The 13,825-nt window shown below is 50.9% G+C and carries 13 protein-coding genes; 9 read left to right on the forward strand and 4 right to left on the reverse strand.

Annotated elements, in window-relative coordinates:
* Window positions 1-195 precede the first annotated feature (195 nt).
* On the forward strand, window positions 196-1,050 hold the full coding sequence (locus tag BM485_05045) for a hypothetical protein (protein OKY76010.1): 855 nt from the start codon (window positions 196-198) through the stop codon (window positions 1,048-1,050).
* A gap of 210 nt (window positions 1,051-1,260) precedes the next feature.
* Here BM485_05045 and BM485_05050 read toward each other — a convergent pair whose 3' ends face one another.
* Together BM485_05050 and BM485_05055 are read right to left on the reverse strand one after the other, a co-directional pair.
* Window positions 1,261-1,551, reverse strand: coding sequence for a plasmid stabilization protein (locus tag BM485_05050; GenBank protein OKY76011.1), 291 nt, complete (start codon window positions 1,549-1,551; stop codon window positions 1,261-1,263).
* Window positions 1,539-1,829, reverse strand: coding sequence for a CopG family transcriptional regulator (locus tag BM485_05055; GenBank protein OKY76012.1), 291 nt, complete (start codon window positions 1,827-1,829; stop codon window positions 1,539-1,541). Before BM485_05055 ends, BM485_05050 begins: the two co-directional genes overlap by 13 nt.
* Before the next feature lie 350 nt (window positions 1,830-2,179).
* On the opposite strand from BM485_05055, the gene BM485_05060 reads away from it, so the two are divergent.
* From BM485_05060 to BM485_05070, 3 genes are all read left to right on the forward strand, one after another.
* On the forward strand, window positions 2,180-2,434 hold the full coding sequence (locus tag BM485_05060) for an antitoxin (GenBank protein ID OKY76093.1): 255 nt from the start codon (window positions 2,180-2,182) through the stop codon (window positions 2,432-2,434).
* Window positions 2,424-2,708: an addiction module toxin RelE gene (locus tag BM485_05065; GenBank protein ID OKY76013.1), complete on the forward strand. Its 285-nt coding sequence runs from the start codon at window positions 2,424-2,426 to the stop codon at window positions 2,706-2,708. Before BM485_05060 ends, BM485_05065 begins: the two co-directional genes overlap by 11 nt.
* Window positions 2,709-3,330: 622 nt before the next feature.
* Window positions 3,331-4,656, forward strand: coding sequence for a transposase (locus tag BM485_05070; protein OKY76014.1), 1,326 nt, complete (start codon window positions 3,331-3,333; stop codon window positions 4,654-4,656).
* 216 nt (window positions 4,657-4,872) lie between these two features.
* On the opposite strand, the gene BM485_05075 is transcribed toward BM485_05070, so the two are convergent.
* Window positions 4,873-5,160, reverse strand: a complete 288-nt coding sequence (locus tag BM485_05075) for a hypothetical protein (protein OKY76015.1) — start codon at window positions 5,158-5,160, stop codon at window positions 4,873-4,875.
* A 539-nt stretch (window positions 5,161-5,699) separates the two neighbouring features.
* Here BM485_05075 and BM485_05080 point away from each other — a divergent pair.
* Window positions 5,700-7,127 carry a pyruvate carboxylase subunit A gene (locus tag BM485_05080; GenBank protein OKY76016.1) on the forward strand — a complete coding sequence of 476 codons (1,428 nt, stop codon included), beginning with the start codon at window positions 5,700-5,702 and terminating at the stop codon, window positions 7,125-7,127.
* A gap of 150 nt (window positions 7,128-7,277) precedes the next feature.
* Window positions 7,278-9,182: a pyruvate carboxylase gene (locus BM485_05085; protein ID OKY76017.1), complete on the forward strand. Its 1,905-nt coding sequence runs from the start codon at window positions 7,278-7,280 to the stop codon at window positions 9,180-9,182.
* 76 nt (window positions 9,183-9,258) lie between these two features.
* Here BM485_05085 and BM485_05090 read toward each other — a convergent pair whose 3' ends face one another.
* A complete protein-coding gene (locus BM485_05090; protein OKY76094.1) occupies window positions 9,259-9,537 on the reverse strand; it encodes a hypothetical protein in 279 nt (92 codons plus the stop codon).
* 368 nt (window positions 9,538-9,905) lie between these two features.
* Here BM485_05090 and BM485_05095 point away from each other — a divergent pair, with 368 nt between their 5' ends.
* From BM485_05095 to BM485_05105, 3 genes are read left to right on the forward strand one after another with little or no spacing between them, the layout of a single operon-like run.
* Complete coding sequence (locus tag BM485_05095; protein ID OKY76095.1) at window positions 9,906-11,393, forward strand: hypothetical protein; 1,488 nt, start codon at window positions 9,906-9,908, stop codon at window positions 11,391-11,393.
* Window positions 11,380-12,165 carry an ABC transporter gene (locus tag BM485_05100; GenBank protein ID OKY76018.1) on the forward strand — a complete coding sequence of 262 codons (786 nt, stop codon included), beginning with the start codon at window positions 11,380-11,382 and terminating at the stop codon, window positions 12,163-12,165. Before BM485_05095 ends, BM485_05100 begins: the two co-directional genes overlap by 14 nt.
* 1 nt (window position 12,166) lies before the next feature.
* Window positions 12,167-13,819, forward strand: coding sequence for a hypothetical protein (locus tag BM485_05105; protein OKY76019.1), 1,653 nt, complete (start codon window positions 12,167-12,169; stop codon window positions 13,817-13,819).
* Window positions 13,820-13,825 lie beyond the last annotated feature (6 nt).

Raw genomic sequence — 13,825 nt, forward strand, 5'->3', positions numbered from 1 at the left:
AGGCGAATATTGCAATGTTTTTTGTTAAATTTCAACATGTTATTTTATTATACAGACGATTTTTACTGCAAAAATTTCACGGATTCAGGTATAAACCATCCACCAAAGAAGACAGGTAATTTTCCAATTCGAAACCGATCCCATTTGCAGTATAATCAGCACAGCGCAAAAAATTGCTGAATCGAGGGCCAGCCCATGAAGATTGAAAAAAAATATATTACCGCCATTGAAAACCTCATTCCTCGGCCGGACCTCGCCCTTGACGTACTGAACATCGCCCACAATCAGGACTGCGACGTCACAAAACTGGCCAAAAAGATCGAGCAGGACCCAAGTCTCACCGCCAACATGCTGCGCATGGCCAATTCCTCGTACTTCGGGCACATGAAAGAAATTTCATCCATCAAGGACATCATTGTTCGGTTGGGATTCGACACGGTGAAACTGCTGGCCATCACCGGGGCTTCGGCGGGCATCCTCAACAGCCCTCAGGAAGCGTACGACCTCGACCCCGATGAGCTGTGGAATCACTCCCTTGCCACCGCCATCCTCGCCGCTTGTATCGGTAAACATGCCGGCCTTGAAAAAACCTTCTCCATTTATACGGCGGCACTGCTCCATGACGTGGGCAAGGTCGTGCTCAACAAATCCCTGTTAACCCAGTGCCGAAAAAAGAAAAACCAAAAGACATTCTCCTCGCTCATCGCTCTCGAACGCTTTTTTCTCGACACGGATCACGCCAAAGTCGGCCGCGCCCTTCTTGAGGCCTGGGGCCTTCCCGAAAGCATCACCGTGCCGGTGGGACTCCACCATGAACCAGGCGACGGGAAGGACGTGCCCATGGAAGTCAATATCGTCTTTCTTGCCAACTTTCTGACTGAAGGCATGGGAATCCGTTGCGCGCAACCCGACCTGTGCCGTTTCGAGGTACACGAATTTCTCCAACACAACCGGAACCTGCCTGATATCCCGAACTTTTCAGCCGACATGGACGCCATCATGGCGGAATTCCTTCAGCAGTTCAACGAGACCACCTTTGCCGCGCAGTAGGCGGCCGCATGGATTTTTGACTATTTTCACCCTGAAGGGTGAAACGTTTTTTTGCCTAATTAAAAAATGCATGTTCTGATTTGTGCAATCTGTGGCTGGAGGATATCAACTTAATAAACGGCGTTTCCCTGTCCAGACAAAACGTGCCACCTCAATTTCATGTTTTTCGATATACTTCCTGAATTTATCTTTCAAATCTGACAATTACAGTTAGAATCCTACCTCTTTTTGGTGTCGAATCGTCAGCACGGTAACGAAATCGCCGTCGTAGCGGTACAACACGATATAGCCGCTGTCGCCAAAGTCGATCAGCAATTCTCTATATTCCGGATCCAAGTTGTCGGCAGGACGTCCGATCTGTGGCTGCTGCCCAAGTGCTTGCACCGCTTTCTTGATAATGGCAGCGGCACGCTTTGCCACATCTGAGCTTTTCGGGCGTAAGAACTCGCGCAACCTTTCCAGGTCGCGTAACGCTCGCGGCGCAAATCTCACTTGTGGCATATGGGCGCAGCCTTTTCGTTTTCTTCGCCCCACGTATCAAGCCACGTGGAAACTTCATCCCCGGTCACATGCAAGCCGGTTTCCTGGTATTCCTCCCACGCATTAATGGCATCTTGTCGGAAGGATTCGCGCTTTTCCTCGCGCTCAAGGTATTGCTGGATAGCCTCGCGCATCACCCAATGTGCTGTACGGCGGTGTGTTTCGGCTAAATGTTCGATTCGGGCGCGTGTTTCTTGATCCAATTTTACAGATACGGTTTTAGCAGCAGTAGCAGGCATGACATTTTCTCCATAAAGTAACAATAAGTGTTATTTGGTAACACCAATTATAACAACTCATGCTTGGTGTGTCAATTTATTGTGCAATTGGATTTTTGATTGCATTCTTTTGCTCTTGGTCTATCCGGATTCAGAACTTTTGCAATCATTTTTGCAGTCATCAAAATTCGGTGATCACAGATGGTCAATTTTCCGTTGTCATTCCGACCTAAGTTCATGATGGGAAGATCAATCCCCACAAAACCCTTTTAACAGGTTACCTAAGAATGCTTTTAATGTTGATATGGTCTTTAAAAAGATTTATCATAAGGGTTATGAAAAGGTTCTTTAAAAATACTATGGAGGGTAACATGAGTTTAACACATCATATTTTAGCAGACGTAAGCGCCGGGATATCCGAATTGAAAAAAAACCCTATGGGTGTTGTTCAGCAGGGGGATGGTGGCCCGGTTGCTATACTGAATCGCAACGAACCTGTATTTTATGCAATACCCGCTAAAGCCTTTGAGGCGATGATGGATAAGCTGGAAGATATAGAGTTGGCAGCTATCGTTGAGGCTCGGAAGGATCAATCCGAAATTGAGGTTGATATCAATGAGCTCTAAGCTTGTTTTTAAAGAAGAGGCCAAAAAAGAATGGGATAAGCTGGACTCTTCTGTTCGTTCTGTTTTTGTAAAAAAACTGAAAGAACGAATAACGCAACCACGTATTGAAAGCGCGAGACTCTGCGGAATGAACGATTGCTATAAAATTAAACTGCGTAATGCAGGTTATCGTCTCGTTTATCAGGTGAGGGATAAAGAACTTGTTGTTTCGTTTATAGCCGTAGGAAAGCGAGACAAAAACACTGCTTATCGTGTAGCTCATTCAAGAAGTTGAAGAGGTGGTCCGCGTTCCGGCAAAGAAATGCGTCATGTCCTTGAGTCAGGCATGCAAAGCCCCCTTGACCGTTTGTGATCCCAAGCCGCATCATTGCTGTCGTTTTTCCCAACACATATCCACCATATGTGATTCAAATGTTTGTGGAAGTCACGCAGAAAAAAATCGGCCAACCATCTTTTTACAGCGGCATATGATACATACCCAAGAGCCAAGGGCAGACCTGACCCCTTCCTCACAAGAGCCAAGGGCAGACCTGACCCCTTCCTCAGACCCCTTCCTGACAAAATCAAAATAGACCCCATTCCAAAATATCGTTAACTTTATTCCTGAGGTTCCAATAAAAACAGTTCACAATTTTGACAGCTTATTTGTTGATCAGCAGACAGGAATTTAGCAAACTCATCATTGGATATTTTGCTGTTTTTGATGGCAATATTTCCAAGTTTATTTTTGCGCAAAAACACACGCAAACGGTCAACAGCCTCTTGCTTACAATTTGGCCTGAATCCGTGAAATTTTTGCAGTAAAAATCGTCTGTATAATAAAATAACATGTTGAAATTTAACAAAAAATATTGCAATATTCGCCTGTCTAAAAACATCACTCTGCAGGTGAAAAAATGAAACGATTTATTCTTGAACGCTCATCGGACGAATTTTATACCTCTCATTCCGGCCTGGCCCTGATCGGGCTCGGTATCAATCGCTTTACCAGCTTGAACGCCAAGCTGAAAAAGGCGATACCCGACACCAAGGACATTGCCAATACAGATGTCATTCGCAGTTATCTCGGGCTCCTCTCGCTTGGCAAAAGCGATTTCGAAGCCATTGCCGACATGAAAGACGACAGGTATTTCCAGCAATCACTTGGCATCAAAGCGGTTCCTTCGCCCGAAACCTTGCGCCAGCGCCTTGACGAAACCGCAACAGTTTTTCAGCCAATTGCTTCCTCCACCTACACGGAGTTCATCCGCAATGCCAAAGGAAAAGTAACCCCCTTGGCCATGGGTCATGTCGCCGTCGATATGGACGTCTTTTGCATGGACAACTCCGGCACCAAAAAAGAAGGTTCCAAGCATACCTATCACGGTTATGACGGCTATGCGCCAATAGCCGCCTACATGGGAGAGGAAGGCTGGTGTATTAATCTTGAGTTCCGGGAGGGCAGCCAGCACAGCCAAAACAATTTTATTCCTTTTCTGCAGGAAACCATCTCCCGTGCCAAGTCTTTAACCAAAAAGTCACTGTTATTCAGGCTTGACTCCGGACACGATGCTGTCGAGACCCGAGCAACGCTTTATGGCCACAAAAAGGTCGATTACATCCTGAAATGGAATCCCCGCAAGCAGGACCTTCCCGCCTGGCTGGCCCGTGGGCTGCAAGAAGGAGAAGTGAGCGAACCACGACGCGGCAAACGGGTTGCCGTATTCAGTTTCAACCAGCTTCAGGAGCACGAGGGCAAGGAGTTCAGTACCCGCCTGATCGTCCGCGTGATTGAACGTACCATTGACAAACGCGGCCAGTTGCTGCTGGTGCCGGATATAGAACTTGAGGGCTGGTGGACATCCCTTTACCTGCCGGAAAAAGAGATCATCAAGCTCTACCGGGACCACGGCACAAGCGAGCAGTTTCACAGCGAATTTAAAACCGACATGGATCTTGAGCGGTTGCCTTCGGGAAAATTTGCGACCAATTCCTTGATCATGTCCTTGGCCGGCTTGGCTTATAACATCTTGCGGTTTATCGGCCAGCTTGGCCTTCTCGGTGATCGCTCACCAGTGCGCCACTCGGCAAAGCGCAGGAGAATTCGTACCGTTATTCAGGAACTCATGTACCGTGCAGCCAGACTGATTGAGACCGGCAGGAAACTGAAGCTGCGGTTCAGCCGCCACTGTTGCGCATTTGACTCGTTTCAGGCCGTTTATAACCGGCTTGCCTTTGGCTAATGCAAGAACAGAAGAGAAATTTGCCGGAAAGTGGCTGAACAGCAGGCCCTGCCGGGAAAATACGCCTAAAAACAGGCAAATATAGCAATTTTTCAAAGAACAACGGGGACGATGTCCCAATTTACCAGCAATATGCTGGCAATATATAAATTTCTGGCGGTCGCGGTGTTGAAATTTTTTCGCGCCCCACAATTTTCAGGGAGAATCCGGGATACCTCACGGATTCAGGTTATAGATAATTTCGTTGGTCAGAACATCAACAATGGACTCTTCATAATCGCGGACATATTTTTCCCTTTCACCCCCTTTGTCGGCATCAATGTTCTCGTCTTCCTGTGGCGAATTGTGCGATTGCAGGGCAACAGTCAGGGATTCAATGGCCTGGCTGATATCCGATGCCAGTTTGGGGTCGCTCTCAAACACCGAGGCGTTCGCCCGGCAGAGGACGTCAAGGCAGTTGATCAGCACTTCCGGCTGTAATTTTTGTGGCGCATTTTTCTTCATGGGCAAAGACCTCCTGTTCCCGGTCGGGCATGTGCTCCGTATCGAGGACAAATCGAGAACAATGAAGAGATTAAGCAAATAGCGTGCCGATTTTGCTGGGGAGGTGGGGTGCTTCTAAGGCAGTGTGTTCCTTGCTTTTTCCTGATTTCAAGAAATGCTGAAAATGCCGGCGGAATGGCCTGGTGTAAAAAAAAATTACAGGAAGAATAAATAAAAAATAAGGAAATTTTTCGATCCGGCGAAGGAAATATCCGTGCCGGTCATGTTTTCCATCCTTTGTTTCTGCTTGCGTAATAAAAAAATATCTGGTAATTTTTACCGCATTTGGTTTTTTTCAGCTCCGGGTAGTTCCTTTTACGTCTTTCCTTCCCATCTGAGAAACTCGTGTTTTTTTATATAACTTCCGGGCACGGTTCCATGTGTATGCCGGAAATGTGTGATGGCGATAACAACCTGCTTTCGGGACAGGTTAATGGAGAAATGTGTTCTGCGCAAACGTCAATATATGAGGTAATCTCTTGAGCAAGAAAATAAAAATAATGGTAGCAAACCGCGGTGAAATTGCGTTGCGAATCATTCGCGCCATTCAGGAGCTTGGGCATACGGCAGTGGCGATTTATGAGACGCCCGATAATGCCGCGCTCCATATCCGTACGGCTGATGAGGCAATCTGGATCGGCGACGGACCCCGGTCGGATTACTTGAGTATTGAAAAGATAATCCGGGCCGCCAAGTCCCATTATGTTGACGCCATCCATCCCGGTTACGGTTTCCTGGCGGAAAATCCGGATTTTGCCAAGGCCTGTGAAGAAGCGGGCATTATTTTCATCGGTCCGCCCCACGAAGTCATCATGAAACTCGGCGATAAAGTGACGGCGCGCAAAATCATGGCTGAAGCCGGAATTCCCATGGTGCCCGGCACAGCCAATCTTTCCTCCGGCGATGCGGGCTTGAAGGAAGCGCTGGAGTTTGCCGCGAAATATAAATATCCGGTCATGCTGAAGGCAACCGCCGGCGGCGGCGGCAGAGGCATTCGGCAGATCGAGAACGACCTGCAGATGAAAGAGCAGTTGCCCCTTGCCCGTTCCGAGGCCAAGGCTGCCTTCAATAATGACAATGTTTATCTGGAAAAGGTCGTGCTGCAGCCAAAGCACGTGGAAGTCCAGATCATGGCGGATAAGTACGGCAATACCGTTCATCTGGGCACCCGTGACTGCTCTATTCAGCGGCGTAATCAAAAGCTGGTTGAAATAGCACCGTCCATGATTCCCGACAACAAGCTGCTTGATGAAATTTGTGCAACGGCGGTCAAGGCGGCAAAGGCCTCCAACTACTTTAATGCCGGCACGGTTGAGTTCCTGGTGGACAAGGACTACAACTATTATTTCATGGAGATCAACACCAGGGTGCAGGTGGAGCATACCGTCACCGAGATGGTCACCGGCATCGATATCGTTCGCACCCAGATCAAGCTTGCCCTGGGCAAAAAGCTGCTCTTTACCCAGGCTGATGTGAAAATGCGCGGCCATGCCATCGAGGTGCGTATCAATGCCGAGGATCCGCAGAATAATTTCATGCCGGAGGGCGGCAAGACGGTCACCGTCTATCGGTCGCCCGGCGGATATGGTGTGCGTCTTGACGGTTTTGTCTACCAGGGTTTCACGGTTCCCGAGGTGTATGATTCCCTGCTGGTCAAATTGACGGTTTTCGGTTTTTCCTGGAACGAAACCGTTGACCGCATGCGCCGTTGCCTGCGCAACTACACCATAACCGGTCCGAAAACCACTATTCCTTTTTATCTGAATCTGGTCAACGACCCTGATTTCCAGGAAGGCGATTTCGACACATCGTATCTTGAGACCCATCCGCATCTTTTTGATTACAAGGATGATACCAGCGAGGTGTACAAACTGGCCAAGCTGATTGCCGAGATTCACTATAAAAAGGAAAATGTTTACGCAATTTAGGGGCGTAACGAAACAACTTGTTTCGTATTCGTAACGGATTCTTCTGCCGTAGCGGCCATGTGAGCGGCCATGTCGTTTGGAGACAACGGCTTAAGCGACCAACAGTCAATTGAAGGGTTGCGACCCTGTTTGCCATAAAAAGGAGTCACCATGGACCGAATTGTTCAAGGTATGCATATCACGGAAGTACTGAAAATAATGCGGAGTACGGACGGTTATTTCGTCACCAACACGACCCGCGACCTTTCCCAGTCGGATTTTAAGAATCGCATTCTGCTTCATACCGATCTGCTGGCCGCGGAGGCGAGGGAAAATGCCAATTACTTTTCCCTGGAGATAACCGGCGGCGCCTCGGTGCATGTCGATATCCTGCGCAAGCAGGTCGATCCGTTCCTCAAGCTGAAACAGCTGCGGGAAAAAATGCCGAACACCATGTTTCAGACCCTGTGCCGCGGGGTCAACCTGTTCGGTTACCGGCCCTATCCGCAGAACGTCATCCGGTTTGCCGTGCGGGAGTTCGCCAAATATGTCGATGTCTGGCGCGTCTTTGACTTCATGAACCATGTCCCCAATATGCAGGCTGTTTTTGAAGAGGTGCAGAAGGCGGGGAAAATTCTGGAGCCGTGCATCTGCTTTTCCACCGGTCCGGAGCACACGGATGCGTTTTACGTGAAAAAGGTGGGTGAGATTCTTGCCGTCACCGGCGACGAAATTCTTCTCTGTATCAAGAACCACGGCGGTCTGGGAACCCCCAAGCGGATCGGCGATCTGGTGAAATCGATCAAGGATGCCTATCCTGATATCGTCATTCACTACCACGGCCATAATACCGACGGGAATGACATCGGCCGCATCACCGCCGCGGTGGTAAACGGGGCGAAAATCGTCGATGCATCGGATCATGCCTTCACCGCTTACTTCGGTCCGCCACCGGTGCTTTCCGTGCTGCAGACCCTGAAGGATTACGGGCATCAGGCGGTGGGCATGGATGAAGGCGCGGTGATCGAAACCTCCGAGGCGCTGCGCAATGAACGGCAGTATTATGATTATTTCGAGTCGCAGTTCAAGGGATTTCTGCCCACGGTGCAGATCCATAAGCTGCCGGGCGGCGCCATGGGCAGCAGTTTCGAGCAGGCGATGAAAGGCAAGTTCCTGCACCGGATGCCGGAGATTCTCCATGAGGAGCTGCCCAAGGTGCAGCGGGAACTGGGCAACTGGTGGAGCGTGACACCCGGCTCCCAGATCCTCTGGACCACCGCGGTCAGCAATGTGCTTGGTGGAGAGCGCTACGGCAACTGTTCCGGCGACTTGAAAAATCTGTTGCTCGGCAAGTACGGACCGTTTCCTTTTTATCGTCCGGATGACTGGATTTATGAGAAGGCCTTTGGGCCTGAATGGAAGAAGATCCTCGAAGAACAGGGCGGCATGGATGAAATCGAGGATATCGACATTGAAAAGGAACGGGTCGTGCTGAATGATCGACTCGGATACGAGCCCACCGACGAACAGCTCGTCACCTATCTGCAGCATCCCAAGGATGCGGTTGATTTCTTCAAATTCGAAGAAAAATTCGGCAAGGTGTACGTCCTTCCCCCGTCAATTTTCTTCAAGCGCGGTGGCTTTGCCCTGGGTGAAACCCTGCATTTCACCGATCATAACGGCAAGGGTCATATTATTGAAATCGGTCCCATGCAGAAAAATGAAAACGGTGAAACCAGTATCTATTTGAATGTCGATCACCATTTGCGGGTCTTTACCATGGAGGCCGAGGTGACCGAGCAGGGCGTGGCTAAAGAGCCGACCCTGTCCAAAAAGGAGATTCTGGAGCTCGGTAAAATCGGCGATGTCCGTTCCCCCTTTGGGGCCAATGTCTGCGAGATCAGCGTCGAGGTCGGCCAGGAAGTGGCGGTCGGTGACAAACTGGCGGTGCTTGAGGCGATGAAGATGCAGACCCCTGTTCTTGCCCCGGTGGCGGGAAAGGTGGAGATGATTGAAGTCAAGGTCGGCGATCCGCTGAAAGTAGGCGGCAAATTGCTGAAGATCGCCTGTGATTAAAAGCGAATAAAACGCGATCCGCTTGAAAACAACAAACGCGCGGTGGTTCTTTTGTCAAGAACTCCGCGCGTTTTTTTTATTTATAGGCCACTACTTCTTCTCCGACTTCAACGATCGAGTTTTCCGAGCCGAAAGAGTTGGTTTCTCGATTGGGGTTGGCGGGGTCGGTCCACCATTGGCCGTCAACAATAAACTGGTATTCATATTTGCCGGGATTCAGTTTCAATTTCTTGACAAATTTCCCACCTTGAAATTTGCGCATGGCATGCTCGGCGGGATTCCACTCGTTGAAATTTCCTGTAAGAAATACTTCCGACGCGTCGGGTGCCACCAAGGAAAATTCCGTGGTCTGGATTGTCTTGCGTGGAGCCTTGACGGTCGCGGCGCTTTTGTTCGTGGTGGTTTTACATGTTTTTGATTTGCAAGCCATTATTCCTCCTCCCTTTACCTTTTTTGAATCGACACACATGTAGATGCTATTTGAATCATTTTCGTATAATATTTCTATAATGGTGTGAACAAAAGTTCATTGTCAATCAAAAAAAGCTTGAAGCGGCGTTGCGGAAGAATCGTTGCGTCTTCCGCCGTTTCGCCATGGCCCCATATGCGTTGTTGACGCTATCGTGCTGTTTGTCGTTTTTGGCAGCGTTGCAACATGCGGCACTTCCGCGGCAAATTTTCACGGTCGATCGATCAAATCTGTGATGAATGAAAAAAAACATCATGCAACTGCGCGGAATAATTTCATTTTGTAAGCTCGCCATCATCATGTGCTGGATCGCCCTTTTTGTTTTCCTGCTGCAGCGGGATTATCTCGTTCGCAGGCTCGATCTGCATGAGGCGCAGGTGATGGAAAAGGCGGAACAGGAAAATTTTGTCGGAGTCTACCTGCAGCGGCAGCGCATCGGATTTGTCAAAAACAGGATGGTGCGGCGGGATGACGGATTGATTCAACTCAATCAACAGGCAATTCTCAATCTGACGGTGGTCGGCAAGAATTACCCGGTGGAGATGGCGGTTGATGCCCGTCTGACGCCCTCCTTGCTGCTCAGGGATTTTCAGTTTTCTCTTTCGTCCCCCTTTTACGCCATGCAGGCACGAGGCGAGGTGCGCGGCAACACCGTGCAATTCGTGCTGGAAAACGGCAAGGATGAAATTCGCGACTCCGTTACCCTGACATCGCCTCCGCTGCTTTCCCTGAATCAGCGGGGATATCTGCTGACGGAAAATCTGCGCAGCGGCGACAAGGTGAAAATCGGCTATTTCGACCCCCTTTCCCTGAGCGGCAAGGATGTGCTTGTCGAATACAAGGGGCTTGAAAAAAAACTGGTGCAGGGCAGGATTCAACTCCTCCATCATTTTGAAGAGGTCTTTTCCGGGATACGGATCAGCAGCTGGCTCGATGATTCCGGCAAGGTTGTCATGGAGGAGTCGCCGGCCGGTTTTGTTTTTGTCAGTGAGCCTGAATTTCGGGCCACCAGTATCAGCCGCAAAGGGGCGGATATTCTCCGCAACGTGGCAGTGGCTTATGACGGTAAACTGGATGATATCGCAGATCAACCGCGGATTGCTTTTCGTCTTGAGTTACCGGAGGATGTGCATTTTGATTTGTCCGGCGGCAGGCAAGAGTGGCAAAACGGTATTGTGACCATTCACCGTGAAAAAATGGAATTCGCCGGCGGTTCGGCATGTGCCGACGCGGCAGAACAGCTTGCTGCGACTCCCTATGTCCAGGCGGATCAGGCCCAGATCATGGCCCTGGCCGCGGAAATCACCCAAGGGCTTCACCGTCCCCTGGACCAAGTGCGGGCGCTGGCGGGCTGGGTTTTTGAAAATATCGAAAAACGACCGGTGATCGGTATCCCCGACGCGGTCACGACCCTGGCGACCAGGATCGGCGACTGCAACGAACACGCCGTTCTCTTTGCCGCCCTGGGGCGCAGTGCCGGGATTCCGACCCGCATTGCCGCAGGGGTGACATGGCATGAGGGCGCCTTTTTCTATCATGCCTGGAATGAGGTGTGTCTGGGGGGATCCTGGGTCAGTCTTGATACGACGAAAAATCAACTGCCGGCTGATCTTACCCATATCAGGTTCGTCATCGGCGAAACAGCGGAGCAGATCCGCATCGGGGCGCTTCTCGGCCGACTGCGTATTCTGCCCGCTGAACAGATGGACACGGGTGAGGGAAGGGATAATGGAACGCGATGAAGCTGGAGCCATCCGAGTGGCGGGTTTGACCAAGCATTTCGGCACCTATGCCGCGGTGGATGATGTCGGTTTTTCGGTGGGAAGGGGAGAGATTTTCGGTTTTCTCGGGCCCAACGGCGCAGGGAAAACCACCACCATCAAAATGCTGGCCGGGCTGCTCAAGCCGGACCTTGGAAGCATCAGCCTCTGCGGTCACAGCATGGCGGAAGAGCCGGAGAAATGCAAGCAGCTCACCGCCTACATTCCGGACCGGCCCTACCTTTATGAAAAACTGACCGGTTCCGAATTCCTCCAGTTTGTCGCCGGCCTTTATGGGTTGTCGGAGGCGGAGTTTCAACGGTCAGAGCGGTATCTTGAGCTTTTTGACCTGAAGGAGTGGCAGCATCATCTCATTGAATGCTATTCCCACGGCATGCGGCAGAAGATCATCATGACATCGGCCTTTATGCTTGATGCGCCGCTGGTCATTGTCGACGAACCCATGGTGGGGCTTGATCCAAAGAGCGCCCGCATCGTCAAGGAGCTTTTCAAGAGCCATGCCCGCAAGGGAAACACCATTTTCCTTTCCACCCATTCCCTGGAGATTGCCGAGGAACTGTGCGACCGGATTGCCATTATCCTGCACGGTCGGATCCGTTCCCTGGGGACACTTCACTCCCTGCGGCAGGAGGCGAGGCTGACGGAATCGGACCTGGAGGACGTTTTTCTCCAGTTGACCGGCGCGGATGAACTCGCGGCGATTATCGCCGCTTTAAAAAATGACGGCGGGTGAGATGCGTAGGGTCCTGCTTTTTCCCTTTCTGCGCGTCATGCGCAACCGTTTTTTCCCGGCCGGCGGCTTGCCGGTCAAAGGGAGCGGTGTGGCCCTTTTCGGTCTTGCTCTCTGTCTTGCCCTTTATTTTGTGTCATTCAAGGTGGTGCGGTATTTTCACAGTCAGAGTGAACTCGGCATTATTTTGAGTCTCAAGATATTTCAGATGGGCTGGATCATCATGTTTGCCATGCTCATTTTTTCCTGCATGGTTACCGCTGTTTCCACCCTCTTTCTTTCCAAGGACAATGAGATTATTTTTGCCGCGCCCGTTGCTCCGGAGCAGATCTATTTCATGCGCTATGTCACCACCGTTGTCTATACCTCCTGGATGATGGTGGTTTTTTCCCTGCCGGTCTTTGCGGCGTATGGCCGGGTATTTGGCGCCGGTTGGGGCTATCAGTTGCTGCTGGTTGTCTGTCTGCTGTGCACGGCATTCATGTCAGGGGGGATAGGCATGGGGTTGACCGTGGTTTTGGTCCGATATTTCCCGGCCCGCCAGACCAAGGACATTGTTTTTTACCTCTCCTTGTGCTTCGGCACCTTTGTTTACATCATGTTTCGCATGCTGAAACCGGAACAGCTGGTGAATCCGGACCAGTACGGCCATTTCATCGAGTACCTTTCCGCGGTGTCCCAACCGGCCGGACCCTATGTGCCCGCCGCCTGGGCGGCCAATATGCTTTCTCTGTATCTCATGGACCGGGAAATCGACTGGCTGCTCCTTTCCCTGCTGCTGCTCGGCCCCCCGTCGCTTTTTTTTATCGGTGAATGGGCCATGAGCCGTTTTTTTCTCACCGCCTACACAAAATCCCAGGAATCATTCGGCGGCTATCGGACTTTTGCCGGAAAAAGCGGCTACCGACCGGGAGCGGCGTCATGGATTTTCAGGAAGGAGTCCAAGGTCTTCCTGCGCGATTCGGCCGAGTGGTCGCAACTTTTCATGATCGCGGCGCTGGTGGTGGTCTATCTTTACAGCTTCAAGGCCCTGCCCTTGGAGCGTTCCCCGCTGCAGACCGAATATGTCACCAACCTGATTTCTTTTCTCAATGTCGGCATGGCGGGCTTCATGGTCACTTCGCTGGCGGCCCGCTTCGTCTTTCCGGCAATCGGGGCGGAGACGGGCGCCTTCTGGCTGATAGCCGCCTCGCCCATGACGGTGGGCCGATTCCTCTTCTGTAAATTTGTTTTTTACGTCGTACCTTTTACCCTGTTTACCTTGCTTCTTATCATCACCTCCGACGCATTGCTGCAGATCTCCGGCCCCATGTGGTGGTTTTCCGTGACGGCAAGTCTTGTCATCTGCTGGACTGTGGTGGGGTTGGCGATTGCTTTTGGGGCGATGTATGCTGATTTCAAGGCGGAAAACCGCGCCGCCGCACTCGGCGGCATGGGGGCGATGCTTTTTCTTTTCTGCGCCATGACCATTGTTTTCGCCATGGTGGCGGGCGGGGCATATCCCATGTATTATTTAATGAAAAGCTGGATACGGGACGGGGCCATGACATGGCGGCACGCCGTTTCGCTTGGCGCCTGGTTTTTGGCCTCGCTTGGGCTGGGGGGTGGATCGGTGCTGTTTTTCTGGCGGCGCGGCTGCCGCGGACTCAGTCCGTGATCGGCG

It is taken from the genome of Desulfobulbaceae bacterium DB1, from assembly GCA_001914235.1.
Classification (GTDB): Bacteria; Desulfobacterota; Desulfobulbia; order Desulfobulbales; family SURF-16; genus DB1.

Coding starts and splice junctions, on each gene's coding strand:
- BM485_05100 (OKY76018.1), top strand. CDS start 11,380: ATGGAACGCGATGAAGCTGGAGCCATCCGAGTGGCGGGTTTGACCAAG.
- BM485_05095 (OKY76095.1), top strand. CDS start 9,906: ATGCAACTGCGCGGAATAATTTCATTTTGTAAGCTCGCCATCATCATG.
- BM485_05045 (OKY76010.1), top strand. CDS start 196: ATGAAGATTGAAAAAAAATATATTACCGCCATTGAAAACCTCATTCCT.
- BM485_05055 (OKY76012.1), bottom strand. CDS start 1,829: ATGCCTGCTACTGCTGCTAAAACCGTATCTGTAAAATTGGATCAAGAA.
- BM485_05085 (OKY76017.1), top strand. CDS start 7,278: ATGGACCGAATTGTTCAAGGTATGCATATCACGGAAGTACTGAAAATA.
- BM485_05065 (OKY76013.1), top strand. CDS start 2,424: ATGAGCTCTAAGCTTGTTTTTAAAGAAGAGGCCAAAAAAGAATGGGAT.
- BM485_05050 (OKY76011.1), bottom strand. CDS start 1,551: ATGCCACAAGTGAGATTTGCGCCGCGAGCGTTACGCGACCTGGAAAGG.
- BM485_05105 (OKY76019.1), top strand. CDS start 12,167: ATGCGTAGGGTCCTGCTTTTTCCCTTTCTGCGCGTCATGCGCAACCGT.
- BM485_05060 (OKY76093.1), top strand. CDS start 2,180: ATGAGTTTAACACATCATATTTTAGCAGACGTAAGCGCCGGGATATCC.
- BM485_05080 (OKY76016.1), top strand. CDS start 5,700: ATGGTAGCAAACCGCGGTGAAATTGCGTTGCGAATCATTCGCGCCATT.
- BM485_05070 (OKY76014.1), top strand. CDS start 3,331: ATGAAACGATTTATTCTTGAACGCTCATCGGACGAATTTTATACCTCT.
- BM485_05075 (OKY76015.1), bottom strand. CDS start 5,160: ATGAAGAAAAATGCGCCACAAAAATTACAGCCGGAAGTGCTGATCAAC.